General features: G+C 65.3%; 11 protein-coding genes. All 11 read left to right on the plus strand.

Translation table 11 applies throughout. The features are described from left to right. The first annotated feature begins 3 nt into the window (after positions 1-3). Complete coding sequence (gene nuoL / locus EDC64_RS21060) at positions 4-1,929, plus strand: NADH-quinone oxidoreductase subunit L (RefSeq protein ID WP_132035152.1); 1,926 nt, start codon at positions 4-6, stop codon at positions 1,927-1,929. 2 nt (positions 1,930-1,931) lie between these two features. After that, the gene (locus EDC64_RS21065) at positions 1,932-3,446 is read left to right on the plus strand and encodes an NADH-quinone oxidoreductase subunit M (RefSeq protein WP_132035155.1); all 1,515 of its coding nucleotides are present in this window, start codon (positions 1,932-1,934) and stop codon (positions 3,444-3,446) included. A 13-nt stretch (positions 3,447-3,459) separates the two neighbouring features. Then, positions 3,460-4,890: an NADH-quinone oxidoreductase subunit NuoN gene (nuoN, locus tag EDC64_RS21070; RefSeq protein ID WP_132035158.1), complete on the plus strand. Its 1,431-nt coding sequence runs from the start codon at positions 3,460-3,462 to the stop codon at positions 4,888-4,890. Between the two features lie 3 nt (positions 4,891-4,893). Beyond that, positions 4,894-5,661 (plus strand): biotin--[acetyl-CoA-carboxylase] ligase, encoded by a 768-nt coding sequence (locus EDC64_RS21075; RefSeq protein ID WP_132035180.1) that lies wholly within the window; start codon positions 4,894-4,896, stop codon positions 5,659-5,661. Between the two features lie 8 nt (positions 5,662-5,669). Then, positions 5,670-7,337, plus strand: a complete 1,668-nt coding sequence (locus EDC64_RS21080) for a ribonuclease J (protein ID WP_132035183.1) — start codon at positions 5,670-5,672, stop codon at positions 7,335-7,337. Positions 7,338-7,367: 30 nt separating this feature from the next. Next, positions 7,368-7,772, plus strand: a complete 405-nt coding sequence (gene mce, locus EDC64_RS21085) for a methylmalonyl-CoA epimerase (protein ID WP_132035186.1) — start codon at positions 7,368-7,370, stop codon at positions 7,770-7,772. A gap of 7 nt (positions 7,773-7,779) precedes the next feature. After that, positions 7,780-8,052 (plus strand): DUF1467 family protein, encoded by a 273-nt coding sequence (locus EDC64_RS21090; RefSeq protein WP_132035189.1) that lies wholly within the window; start codon positions 7,780-7,782, stop codon positions 8,050-8,052. A 413-nt stretch (positions 8,053-8,465) separates the two neighbouring features. Next, positions 8,466-9,788 (plus strand): proline--tRNA ligase, encoded by a 1,323-nt coding sequence (gene proS / locus EDC64_RS21095; protein ID WP_132035192.1) that lies wholly within the window; start codon positions 8,466-8,468, stop codon positions 9,786-9,788. A 14-nt stretch (positions 9,789-9,802) separates the two neighbouring features. Then, on the plus strand, positions 9,803-11,092 hold the full coding sequence (locus EDC64_RS21100) for a lipoprotein-releasing ABC transporter permease subunit (protein WP_132035195.1): 1,290 nt from the start codon (positions 9,803-9,805) through the stop codon (positions 11,090-11,092). After that, positions 11,092-11,805 carry an ABC transporter ATP-binding protein gene (locus tag EDC64_RS21105; protein WP_132035197.1) on the plus strand — a complete coding sequence of 238 codons (714 nt, stop codon included), beginning with the start codon at positions 11,092-11,094 and terminating at the stop codon, positions 11,803-11,805. The genes EDC64_RS21100 and EDC64_RS21105 overlap by 1 nt, the downstream gene beginning before the upstream one ends. Before the next feature lie 158 nt (positions 11,806-11,963). Further along, entirely contained in the window at positions 11,964-13,079 is a 1,116-nt protein-coding gene (locus EDC64_RS21110; RefSeq protein WP_132035200.1) for a choloylglycine hydrolase family protein, read from the plus strand. The last annotated feature ends 69 nt before the right edge of the window (positions 13,080-13,148 follow it).

Consider the following 13,148-nt stretch of genomic DNA (forward strand, 5'->3'; position numbering starts at 1 on the left):
ATCATGTATCACGCGATCGTCTTCCTCCCCCTCATCGGCTTCCTGATCGCCGGCCTGTTCGGCCGTTCGATCGGCGCCCGCGCGTCCGAGGTCGTCACCACCTCGCTGCTGTTCATCGCCTGCCTGCTCGCCTGGATCGCCTTCTTCAATGTCGGCTTCGGCGGCCATGACACCCGCGTCCAGGTCATGCACTGGATGTATGTCGGCGACCTGAAGATCGACTGGGCGTTCCGCATCGATACGTTGACGGCGGTCATGCTGATCGTGGTCACCACCGTCTCCTCGCTCGTGCACCTCTATTCGATGGGGTACATGCACGAGGATCCGAGCCGGCCGCGCTTCTTCGCCTATCTCTCGCTGTTCACCTTCGCCATGCTGATGCTGGTGACGGCGGACAATCTGCTCCAGATGTTCTTCGGCTGGGAAGGCGTCGGCCTCGCCAGCTATCTGCTGATCGGCTTCTGGTACGAAAAGCCCTCGGCCAATGCCGCCGCCATGAAGGCCTTCGTGGTCAACCGCATCGGCGATTTCGGCTTCATCCTCGGCATTTTCGGCGTGTTCGTGATGACCGGGGCGGTGAATTTCGAAACCGTCTTCGCCCAGGCGCCCGGCCTCGCCGGCAAGACCATCGCCTTCCTCGGGCATCATTGGGATGCGCCAACCGTCATCGCCGTGCTGCTGTTCATCGGCGCCATGGGCAAATCGGCGCAATTCCTGCTGCATACCTGGCTGCCGGACGCGATGGAGGGGCCGACGCCGGTCTCCGCGCTCATCCATGCCGCGACCATGGTGACCGCCGGCGTCTTCATGGTGGCGCGCATGTCGCCCATCTTCGAGCTGTCGCCGTCCGCGCTCGACCTCGTGATGATCGTCGGTGCGACGACGTCGATGTTCGCCGCGACCATCGCTCTGGTCCAGACCGACATTAAAAAGGTGATCGCTTATTCGACCTGCTCGCAGCTCGGCTACATGTTCGTGGCCATGGGGGCAGGGGCCTATTCGATCGGCATGTTCCACCTTCTGACCCATGCCTGCTTCAAGGCGCTGCTGTTCCTCTCCGCCGGCTCGGTGATCAATGCGATGCACCACGAGCAGGACATGCGGAACATGGGCGGGCTCTACAAGAAGATCCCCTTCACCTATGCGATGATGCTGGTCGGCACGCTGGCGATCACCGGCTTTCCGTTCCTGGCCGGCTATTATTCCAAGGACGCGATCATCGAATCCGCCTGGGGCAGCACCAACAGCTTCGCCCTCTATGGCTGGGTGATGACGGTCGGCGCCGCCGCGCTCACCTCCTTCTATTCCTGGCGGCTGGTCTTCCTCACCTTCCACGGCCAGCCCCACGACCATCATCATTACGAAGCGGCGCACGAATCGCCGCTCGTCATGACCATTCCGCTCGGCGTGCTCGGCTTCGGCTCGGTCGTCTCCGGCATGATCCTCTACCCCGAGTTCGTCGGGCACGATGTCGGGGAGTTCTTCCGCCAGTCGATCTTCATGGGCGCGGAGAACCATGTGCTGCATGCCATGCACGACATTCCGTTCTGGGCGAAATGGATGCCGACCCTGATGATGGCGCTCGGCCTCCTGGTCGCCTATTGGTTCTACGTGGTCGACCGGACGCTGCCGGTGCGCCTCGCGCACAGCCAGGATGCGCTCTACAAATTCCTGCTGAACAAGTGGTATTTCGACGAGATCTACGACTTCCTGTTCGTCCGGCCGGCTCTGTTCATCGGCCGGGTGCTGTGGAAGCAGGGGGACGTCCGGATCATCGACGGGATGGGGCCGGACGGCGTCTCCGCGCGGGTGCTCGACGTGACCGGACGCGTGGTCCGGCTGCAGAGCGGCTATCTCTACCATTACGCCTTCGTGATGCTGATCGGTGTCGCGGCCCTCATCACCTGGTTCATGTTCGCCGGAGTGTGACGATGACCACCTGGCCGATCCTCTCCGTCATCACCTTCCTGCCGCTGGTCGGCGCGCTGTTCATCCTGGTGGTGCGCGGCGAGGAGGAAGTGTGTGCGCGCAACGCCCGCTGGGTGGCGCTCTGGACCACCCTCGTCACCTTCGTCGTCTCGCTTCTGCTGCTGCCGGCGTTCGATCCGGCCGCGCCGGGCTTCCAGTTCGTCGAGAAGCATCCCTGGCTCGGCGAGATCGCCGCCTATCATCTCGGCATTGACGGCATTTCGCTGCCTTTGGTGATCCTCACCACCTTCCTCATGCCCTTCTGCATCCTGGCCTCCTGGGAGAGCGTGCATAAGCGGGTGAAGGAATACATGATCGCCTTCCTGGTGCTCGAGACCCTGATGGTCGGCACCTTCTGCTCGCTCGATCTCGTCCTGTTCTATTTCTTCTTCGAGGGCGGCCTCATCCCGATGTTCCTGATCATCGGGATCTGGGGCGGCCCGCGGCGGATCTATGCGAGCTTCAAATTCTTCCTCTACACGCTCGCGGGCTCGGTGCTGATGATGCTCGCCATCATGGCGATGTATTGGCAGGCCGGGACGACGGACGTGCCGACCTTGATGGCGCACACCTTCCCCTCCGGCATGCAGACCTGGCTCTGGCTCGCTTTCTTCGCCTCCTTCGCGGTGAAGATGCCGATGTGGCCGGTCCACACCTGGCTGCCGGACGCGCACGTGGAAGCCCCGACGGCGGGTTCCGTGATCCTCGCGGGCGTGCTGCTGAAGATGGGCGGATACGGCTTCATCCGCTATTCGCTGCCGATGTTCCCCGAGGCGTCGCATCTGTTCGCGCCGCTGGTCTACACTTTGTCGGTGATCGCCATCATCTACACCTCGCTCGTCGCGCTGGTGCAGGAGGACATCAAGAAGCTCATCGCCTATTCCTCGATCGCCCATATGGGCTTCGTGACGATGGGCATCTTCGCCATGAACGAGCAGGGGCTCCAGGGCGCGATGTTCCTGATGATCTCCCACGGCTTCGTCTCGGGCGCGCTGTTCCTGTGCGTCGGCGTGATCTACGACCGGATGCACACCCGCGAGATTTCGGCCTATGGCGGGCTCGTGAACCGGATGCCGCTGTATGCGACCGCGCTCATGGTCTTCACCATGGCGAATGTCGGCCTGCCGGGCACGTCGGGCTTCGTCGGCGAATTCCTCACCATGATCGCGGTGTTCGAACGCAACACCTGGGTCGCCTTCTTTGCGGCCACTGGCGTCATCCTGTCGGCAGCCTACGCCCTCTGGCTGTACCGCCGGGTGGTGTTCGGCACGCTCGACAAGGACAGCCTCAAGGGCATCATGGATCTCAATCACCGGGAAATGGTGATCATGGCGCCTTTGGTGGTGATCACCATTCTGTTCGGCTTCTGGCCCGCGCCGATCCTCGACATGACGTCGAGCGCGGTCAATGCCGTCGTCGCCCGCACCGATTCCGTGGCCCAGGCGGTGAAGACCGCCAGCGTGCTCTTCAGCTTCTGATCGAGGTCGCCCGATGCCCTCCCTTCTGCCTCCGCTCGGCGCGGTCCTTCCCGAGGTCCTCCTCGCGCTCGCCGCCATCGTGCTCCTGCTCGTGGGTGCGATCCGGGGGGAGCGCTCGGCCAATCTGGTGACGGGGCTCGCCATCGCGGTGCTGATCGCGGCCGGGGTTCTCGTTCTCCTGAAGCCGGACCTCACGCTCACCGCCTTCGGCGGGGCCCTGGTGATCGACCCCTTCGCCCGCTTTATGAAAGCGCTGGCGCTGCTGGGTGCCGCGGTGTCGCTGATCATGTCGGTGGACTGGTTCAACCGCGAGCAGCAGACCAAGTTCGAATTCCCGGTGCTCGTCATCATCGCCACCCTCGGCATGATGATGCTGGTGTCCGCGGGCGACCTGATCGCCCTCTATCTCGGCCTCGAACTGATGAGCCTGTCGCTCTATGTCGTGGCCGCGATGAACCGGGATTCGATCCGCTCGACCGAGGCCGGGCTGAAATATTTCGTCCTCGGCGCCCTGTCCTCCGGCATGCTGCTCTACGGCTCCTCGCTGCTCTACGGCTTTACGGGCACGGTGAATTTCGAAGGTATCGCCAAGGTCGCGACCGAACCCACGCTCGGCCTCGTGTTCGGCATCGTCTTCGTCATGGCGGGCCTGTGCTTCAAGGTGTCGGCCGTGCCGTTCCACATGTGGACGCCGGACGTCTATGAGGGCGCGCCGACGCCCGTGACGGCGTTTTTCGCCACGGCGCCGAAGGTTGCGGCGATGGCGGTGTTTCTGCGGGTCGCGATCGAGGCGCTGCCGAACGTCACCCATCAATGGCAGCAGATCGTCGCGTTTGTCTCCATCGCCTCGATGGTGCTCGGCGCCTTCGCCGCGATCGGCCAGCGCAACATCAAGCGCCTGCTGGCCTATTCCTCGATCGGTCATATGGGCTTCGCGCTGGTCGGCCTGGCCGCCGCAACGCCGCAGGGGGTGCGGGGCGTGATGGTCTATATGGCGATCTATGTCGCCATGACCCTGGGCAGCTTCGCCTGCGTCCTCGCGATGCGCCGCAACGGGCGCGCGGTCGAGACGGTGGACGAACTCGCCGGCCTGGCGCGGACGCGGCCGATGATGGCACTCGCGCTGGCGGGGCTGATGTTCTCGCTCGCGGGCATTCCCCCGCTTGCCGGCTTCCTCGCAAAATACTACGTGTTCCTTGCGGCGATCCAGGCGGGCCTCTACGGGCTCGCGGTGATCGGCGTTCTCGCTTCGGTGGTCGGAGCTTTCTATTATTTGCGCATCGTGAAGATCATGTATTTCGATGAACCGGCGGACGCGTTCGATCCCATGCCCGGCGAGCTCAAGGCCGTCCTCGGCGTGTCGGGCCTGTTCACCGTCTTCTATTTCCTCTGGCCTGCGCCGCTGATCGATGCGGCGGGCGCCGCGGCGCGTTCGCTCTTCTGAACGATGGCGCTCCAGCGGTTTCAAAGCTCCACGGTCCCCATCGTCCGCTTCACGGAGATTGGCTCCACCAATGCCGAGGGTCTGGCGCGCCTCGCGCGGGGCGAGGCATTGCCGGTCTGGATCGTCGCCGACATCCAGTCGGCGGGACGCGGGCGGCGCGGGCGACCCTGGACCAGCGAAGTCGGAAACCTTTTCGCCACTCTGGTTCTGCCCAATCCGGCGCCGGCGGCCAATCTCGCCCAGCTCTGTTTCGTCGCCGGCCTGGCGCTGCGCGACGCGGTGCTCGGAGCAGCGCCCGAACTGGCGGCGGACGCGCTCAAGCTGAAATGGCCCAATGACCTGATCCTCGACGGTGGCAAGCTCGCCGGCATTCTTGTCGAAGGCGGCGCGGATCCGGGAGGGCGGCCCTGCGCCGTCGTCGGGTTCGGCGTGAATTGCCTGCACCATCCGGAAGACCTTCCCTATCTCGCCACCAGTCTGGCCGCCGCCGGGTCGCCCGCCGCGCCGGACCGCGTGCTCGAGGCGCTTGACATCGCCATGGCGGTGCGCCTGAACCAATGGCACGGCGGCAACGGCTTCCCGTCGATCCGCACCGAGTGGATGCGCCATGCCCTCGCCATCGGCGATACGGTGATGGTCAAGGTGGGCGAACGGGAAGTCACGGGACGCTTCGAGAGCATCGATACGCGCGGGGCGATGATGCTCCGACGCCGCGACGGTATCGCGGAAATCATTACCGCGGGCGACGTCCTCGTCCCCAAGGGAGAGTAGCTCCGCACATGTCTGAACAGAATGAACTGGTCTTCGCGCCCCTCGGCGGGGTCGGCGAGATCGGGATGAATCTCGGCCTCTACGGCTTCGGTCCCAAGCGGGGCCGGCGCTGGCTGATGGTCGATCTCGGCATGAGCTTCGCGGGGGATGAGGCGCCCGGCGTCGATCTCATCCTTCCGGACATCCGATTCCTCGAGGCCGAGCGCGCCAATATCGAAGGGCTGATCCTCACCCATGGCCATGAAGACCATGTGGGGGCGGTGCTCGATCTGTGGCCGCGGCTCAAATGCCCGGTCTATACGACCCGCTTCACCGCCGGTCTGCTGGAAGCCAAGCGCTGGGCCGAGCCCGGCGCGCCCAACGTCCCGATCACCGTCGTTCGTCCGGGTACGCCGATCCAGATCGGACCGTTCAACGTCGAATTCGTGCGGGTCGCGCATTCGATTCCCGACAGCAATGCGATCGCGATCCGCACCCCGGCGGGGCTGGTTCTGCATACCGGCGACTGGAAGCTCGATCCGACGCCGGTCGTCGGCAATGTGACCGACATCGCCCGCCTCACCGCGCTCGGCGACGAGGGCGTGCGGGCGATGATCTGCGATTCGACCAATGCCATCCGGGACGGCATTTCGCCCTCGGAGGCCGAGGTTGCGGTGACGCTGAAGCAGGTCGTCGCCGCCGCCAAGCACCGGGTGTGCTTCACCACTTTCTCCTCCAACGTCGCGCGCATCCGCTCGATCGCCGAAGCGGCGATGGCCAATGACCGCGAAGTGGTGGTGGTCGGTCGGGCGATGGACCGGGTGATCGGCGTCGCCCGCGAACACGGCATGCTCGACGGCATTCCGCCGTTCCGCGGCAGCGAGGCCTATGGCTATCTCCCGCGCGACAAGGTCGTCGCGCTGCTCACCGGCTCGCAGGGCGAGCCCCGGGCGGCGCTGCGGCGCATTTCGGAGGATGATCATCCGGAAATCGCCTTGTCTTCGGGCGATCTCGTGGTGTTTTCCTCGCGCACCATCCCCGGCAATGAGCGGGTGGTGAACGGGGTGATCAACGGCCTCGTGAAGCGCGGCGTCAAGGTGATGACCGACCGCGATGGACTGGTCCATGTCTCCGGCCATCCGCGCCGCGGCGAGCTGGAGCAGATGTATGGCTGGGTGCGCCCGCAGGTCTGCGTGCCGGTGCATGGCGAGCCGATGCATCTCGCCGAGAATGCGGCGCTCGCCAAACGGCTCGGCGTTCCGGAGGTCGTGATCTGCTCCGACGGCCATGTCGTGCGCCTCGCGCCCGGTCCGGCGGAGCGGGTGGATACGATTCCCTTCGGCCGCCTCTACAAGGACGGACGCCTTCTGATCTCCGATCAGGCGCGCACCATTCCCGAGCGGCGCAAGCTCGGCTTCGTCGGCGTGGTGTCGGTCGCCCTCGCCCTTGATTCGAAGGGGAGCCTGGTGGGCGATCCCAGCGTCGAGGCCAGCGGGCTGCCGGAGCGGGGCGAGGGGGGCGTCGACGTGCTCGACCACATCCTCGACACCGTCGTCACCACGCTGGACGGCCTGCCGCGCGCCCGGCGCCGGGATCCCGACGCGCTCGCCGAGACCCTGGAGCGCGCGGTGCGCGGCGCGGTGAATGGGCTCTGGGGCAAAAAGCCCGTTTGCCACGTCCACATCGTCGAGGTCTGATAAGGTAGGTTCTCCGGCGAGGAGGGGACGATGATCGGACGGCTCAACCATGTGGCCATTGCGGTGCGCGACATCGAAGCCGCCACCGCGCTCTATCGCGACACGCTCGGTGCCGACGTGTCCGAACAGGTGGCCCAGCATGCCCATGGCGTGACGACGGTCTTCATCACTTTGCCCAATACCAAGATCGAGCTGCTGGAGCCGTTGGGGGAGGGATCTCCGATCGCGAAATTCCTCGATCGCAATCCGGACGGCGGGATCCACCATATCTGTTACGAAGTGGCGGATATCCGTGCCGCGCGCGACCAGCTGAAGGCCAAAGGCGCGCGGGTGCTGGGCGACGGCGAGCCGAAGATCGGCGCGCACGGCAAGCCGGTGCTGTTTCTTCACCCTAAGGACTTCACCGGCACGCTGGTGGAGCTGGAGGAGGCCTGAGGTCGTCGTGCAGGTCGGAACCTATCTCGCCATCTATTTCATCGTCTGGTGGACGGTGCTGTTCGCCGTGCTCCCCTGGGGCGTGCGCTCGCAGGCGGAGGCCGGCACCACGGAGCCGGGCACCGATCCCGGGGCACCGACCCGCCCGCTGCTGCTCCGTAAGGTCATCGCCACCAGCCTCGTCGCCGCCTGCGTGACCGCCGGGATCTTCTGGCTCGGCACCAGCGGCGTCGTGCGTCTCGAAGACTTTCCGATGCCGTTCAGGACCGACGCGCGATAGCTGCCGCAATGGATCCCGGCGCGGCCGGATCCGTCGCCACATCGGCAAAGAAAAAGGGCGAGGCTTCGGCCCCGCCCTGATCTCAATCGGCACATTTTCGGGCCGGCATGCTGCCGAGCCTGGCCCCGTGCGGCCGCTTCCGTTATCGCCCGCCTAAGAGGCGGTCGTCGGGCGGCGTTTGGTTGACCTTCCTCCCGAGACCTGGACCCTCTCCCAAGATGCCTGCGAGGGCATGATGGCGGACCCCTTTCTTTTGACGCGCCGAAAGTAGAACAAGACTTACCTGTTTGTCATCCTTGCGCCGCAATAGATCATGTGCTGCGCCGCAACACATTGCGGGACGGCGGGCTTGTGTTTTGCCGGCCGTTCAGCTTTCACTGGCGGCGCCCCGAACGAAGATCCGAGTCCCCACCATGCGCCTGTCCCGTTATTTTCTGCCCATCCTTCGCGAAGTGCCGAAGGAGGCGGAGATCGTATCGCACCGCCTCATGCTGCGGGCCGGAATGGTGCGGCAGGAGAGTGCCGGCATCTATGCCTGGCTGCCGCTCGGGCTGCGCGTGTTGAACAAGGTGTGCGCGATCGTCCGGGAAGAACAGAATCGCGCCGGCGCCATCGAACTTCTGATGCCGACCATCCAATCGGCGGATTTGTGGCGGGAAAGCGGGCGCTACGACGATTACGGCAAGGAAATGCTGCGCATCCGCGACCGGCACGAGCGCGAAATGCTGTTCGGTCCGACCAATGAAGAGATGATCACCGAGATCGTCCGGGGCTATGTGAAGTCCTATAAGAGCCTGCCGCTCAACCTTTACCATATCCAGTGGAAGTTCCGGGACGAGGTGCGCCCGCGCTTCGGCGTCTACCGCTCGCGCGAATTTTTGATGAAGGATGCCTATTCCTTCGACCTCGATGCCGAGGGCGCCCGCCATTCCTACAACAAGATGTTCGTCGCCTATTTGCGGACCTTCTCCCGGATGGGGCTGAAAGCGATTCCCATGGTGGCGGACACCGGCCCGATCGGCGGCAACCTGTCCCACGAATTCATCATCCTCGCCTCCACGGGGGAGAGCGAGGTGTTCTGCCACGCCGATTATCTCGATAAGGCGGTGCCCGGCGCCGGAACGGATTTCGAGGACCGGGCCGGTCTCCAGGGGCTGGTGGACCAGTGGACCGAGCTTTACGCCGCCACATCCGAAAAGCACGATTCCGATGCGTTCGGCGCAATCCCCGAGCCGCGCCGCCTCGCCGCGCGGGGCATCGAGGTCGGCCATATCTTTTATTTCGGCACCAAATATTCCGCGCCCTTCGGCGCCAAGGTGCAGGGCCCGGACGGCGCCGAGCATATGATCCATATGGGATCGTACGGGATCGGTCCGTCGCGGCTGGTCGCGGCGCTGATCGAGGCCTCCCACGACGAGGCCGGCATCGTCTGGCCCGAGGCGGTGGCGCCGTTCCGTGTCGGCATTCTCAATCTGAAGACCGGGGATTCGGCCACCGATGCGGCCTGCGAAGACCTCTATGCCCGCCTCGTGGCGGCCGGGATCGACGTGCTTTACGACGACACGGACGAGCGTGCCGGCGCGAAATTCGCGAGCGCGGACCTGATCGGCCTGCCCTGGCAGATCCTGGTCGGGCCGAAGAGCCTCGCCGCGGGCAAGGTGGAACTGAAGCGTCGGGTGGATGGAACGCGCGAACTCGTTTCCCCCGACGACGTCCTGGAAAGGCTGACCGCGTGACGGGAGCGCAGCGCATGGCGGACACGCGGATCGAGCGGCCGGAGCCCACGGGCACGCGGCCTTTCTCGCCGTTCGAGTGGATGCTGTCGCTGCGCTATCTGCGCGCCCGCCGCAAAGAAGGCTTCATCTCGGTCATTGCCGGCTTCTCTTTCCTCGGCATCGTGCTCGGCGTCGCGACGCTGATCATCGTCATGGCGGTGATGAACGGCTTCCGCCAGGAATTGCTGGGCAAGATCCTCGGTCTGAACGGCCACCTTCTGGTCCAGCCGATGGAGAGCCCGCTGACCGACTATGTCGCGGTCGCCCAGCGCATCGCAGCCCTGAAGGGGGTGCGGCAGGCCGTGCCGCTGGTGGAAGGTCAGGCGCTCGCTTCGTCGGCCTACAACGCCTCCGGCGTCCTGGTGCGCGGGATGTCGGAAAAGGATCTGCGCAGCCTTCCCTCGATCGCGCAGAACATCCGCGGCGGATCGCTGGAGAATTTCGACGCCGGGCAGGGGCTCGCCATCGGCCGGCGGCTCGCCGACCAATTGTCGCTGCGCGCCGGGGACAATATCACGCTGGTGGCGCCACGCGGGGCGGTGACGCCGATGGGCACCTCGCCGCGCATCAAAGTTTACAAGGTCGCGGCCGTCTTCGAGATCGGCATGTCGGAATATGACGGCGCCTTCGTCTTCATGCCGCTGCCGGAGGCGCAGGCCTATTTCAACCGGCAGAACGACGTCAACGCGATAGAAGTCTATATAGACAATCCCGACGACGTCGCGGAACTGCGCCCGGCCATCATCGCGGCGGCCGAACGGCCGGTCTATGTGGTCGACTGGCGCCAGCGCAACGCCACGTTCTTCAATGCGCTTCAGGTCGAGCGCAACGTGATGTTCCTGATCCTGACCCTGATCGTCCTCGTCGCGGCGCTCAACATCGTCTCGGGGCTGATCATGCTGGTGAAGGACAAGGGGCACGACATCGCCGTATTGCGCACCATGGGGGCGACGCAAGGGGCGGTGATGCGCATCTTCCTGATCACCGGCGCGAGCATCGGTGTCGTCGGCACGCTGGTCGGGCTCCTGCTCGGGGTGGTGGTCTGCCTCAATATCGAGGAGATCCGGCGCTTCATCTCCTGGCTGACCAGCACCGAGCTGTTTTCGCCCGAGCTTTATTACCTCTCGAAGCTGCCGGCCCAGATGAATGTCGGGGAGACCAGCTCGGTGGTGATGATGGCGCTCGTGCTCTCGCTGCTCGCCACCCTCTATCCCTCCTGGCGGGCGGCACGGCTCGATCCCGTGGAAGCCTTGAGATACGAGTGATGCACGCAGGGCTTCCCCCGCATACCGAGACCATTCCGGCGGCCATGGCCCTGGTCGGCGTCACGCGCCGCTACCGGCAGGGCGAGGGCGTGATCGAGATCCTTAAGGGCGCCGAACTGGTGCTGGAGCCCGGCCAGTCGGTCGCGCTCGTCGCCCCCTCGGGCGCGGGAAAATCGACCCTTCTGCACCTCGCCGGTCTCCTGGAGCATCCGGACGAGGGCGAGGTCTATATCGACGGCCACCCGACCGCACGGCTCTCGGACGCCGAGCGCACGCGGATCCGCCGGCTGCATGTCGGCTTCGTGTACCAGTTCCATCACCTGCTGGCGGAATTCTCGGCGGTCGAGAACGTCGCCCTGCCGCAGATGATCCGCGGCCTCTCCCGCAAGGCGGCCGAGGCACGGGCGCGGGAGCTTCTGACCTATCTCGGCCTCGGCCACCGCCTCACGCACCGGCCCTCCGAACTGTCCGGCGGCGAGCAGCAGCGCGTCGCCATCGCCCGCGCGCTCGCCAATGCCCCGCGCCTGCTTCTGGCCGACGAGCCGACCGGCAATCTCGATCCGCGCACGTCCGACCACGTGTTCGGAGCGCTCGCGGAGCTCGTGCATGCGACAGGCGTCGCGGCGATGATCGCCACCCACAATCTGGACCTCGCCTCGCGGATGGACCGGCGCGTGACGCTGCGCGACGGACGGGTGGTCGAGCTGGCATAACGCCGCGCGGCAGGCAAAGCATCGGCTCCTCGGGTTTCGGCCCGTGCGGGGGCGCGAGCCGCGCGGGAGGCAAGCGGGCGGGCGGCCTGGCGTCGGCTGGCAAGCCGAGACAGAGCCGAACAGCGAAGAAGGCCGGGGGGCCAAAGGGAGAGAATCGCATGGCATTGTTTTCGCGCATCGTCACAGGGGGCCGATGGCCCGTCCTGAGTCTGCTGCTGGCCGGCACGATCGGCCTCGCGCCGCCGGCGGCCGCCTGTACCAGCTTCACCATCAAAGCCAAGAATGGCGGCGTCGTCTATGGCCGGACCATGGAGTTCGGCTTCAAGCTGGACTCCCAGGCGATCGTCATTCCCCGGCAATTCGCCCTCGCGTCCAGCGGGCCGGACGGCAAGCCGGGCGCCCTGACCTGGAAGGCGAAATACGCCGCCGTCGGGCTCAATGCCTTCGGCGAACCGTTTCTGGTCGACGGCGTCAACGAGCGTGGCCTCGCCGGCGGGATCCTGTATTTTCCCGATTATGCGGGCTATGCCGACGCCGCTCGAGCAGATCCTGCCAAGTCTTTGGCGCCGTGGGATTTCCTGACTTGGGCCTTGACCAATTTCGCGACCGTCGCCGAAGTGAAGGCGAATCTCGCGGGCATGTCGATCGTCGGCATCAAGCAGCCGACGATGGGGATCACGCCACCGTTCCATTACACGATCCACGATGCTACCGGGGCCTCGCTGGTGATCGAACCCGTCGACGGAATTCTGAAGGTCTATGACAATCCCTACGGTGTCATGACCAATGCGCCGACCTTCGACTGGCACATGACCAACCTCAGAAACTACGTGAAGCTGTCGGCGACCAATGCGCCGCCGCTGAAGATCGACGGCCAGACGATCGCGTCCTTCGGGCAGGGCTCGGGCCTTCTGGGGATCCCCGGCGATCCGACGCCGCCCTCGCGCTTTCTCCGCGTGCTCGGCTATGCCGTGTCGGTGGAGCAGCAGCCGGCGGGACTCGAAAGCGTCCGTCTGGCGGAGCATATCGCCAACAATTTCGACATCCCGACGGGCTGGATCCGGGCGGATGGCGGCCCCTCCGAGCCGCTGGAATATACCCAGTGGACCGGCATCTCCGACCTCGCCAGCAAGAAGTATTACGTGAAGACCTATGACGATCAGGTTTTGCGGGAGATCGACCTCATGGCCTTCGACCTGAACGCGAAGACCATCGCCACGGCCCCGTTGAAGCCGGCTCTGAGCGCGCCGCCGCTCGCTTTCCCCAAGCCGTAGAGCCGGATCCGATCAACCTGTGCCGGAACCGCGCCGCGGTTCCGGCACCTGCTTTCATTGCCGGGGCCA

This window comes from Aquabacter spiritensis (genome assembly GCF_004346185.1).
GTDB lineage: Bacteria > Pseudomonadota > Alphaproteobacteria > Rhizobiales > Xanthobacteraceae > Aquabacter > Aquabacter spiritensis.

Bases quoted from the DNA above. Each gene is read 5' to 3' on its own strand.
- mce (WP_132035186.1), top strand. From the start codon at position 7,368: ATGATCGGACGGCTCAACCATGTGGCCATTGCGGTGCGCGACATCGAA.
- EDC64_RS21080 (WP_132035183.1), top strand. From the start codon at position 5,670: ATGTCTGAACAGAATGAACTGGTCTTCGCGCCCCTCGGCGGGGTCGGC.
- nuoL (WP_132035152.1), top strand. From the start codon at position 4: ATGTATCACGCGATCGTCTTCCTCCCCCTCATCGGCTTCCTGATCGCC.
- EDC64_RS21065 (WP_132035155.1), top strand. From the start codon at position 1,932: ATGACCACCTGGCCGATCCTCTCCGTCATCACCTTCCTGCCGCTGGTC.
- proS (WP_132035192.1), top strand. From the start codon at position 8,466: ATGCGCCTGTCCCGTTATTTTCTGCCCATCCTTCGCGAAGTGCCGAAG.
- nuoN (WP_132035158.1), top strand. From the start codon at position 3,460: ATGCCCTCCCTTCTGCCTCCGCTCGGCGCGGTCCTTCCCGAGGTCCTC.
- EDC64_RS21100 (WP_132035195.1), top strand. From the start codon at position 9,803: ATGGCGGACACGCGGATCGAGCGGCCGGAGCCCACGGGCACGCGGCCT.
- EDC64_RS21110 (WP_132035200.1), top strand. From the start codon at position 11,964: ATGGCATTGTTTTCGCGCATCGTCACAGGGGGCCGATGGCCCGTCCTG.
- EDC64_RS21105 (WP_132035197.1), top strand. From the start codon at position 11,092: ATGCACGCAGGGCTTCCCCCGCATACCGAGACCATTCCGGCGGCCATG.
- EDC64_RS21075 (WP_132035180.1), top strand. From the start codon at position 4,894: ATGGCGCTCCAGCGGTTTCAAAGCTCCACGGTCCCCATCGTCCGCTTC.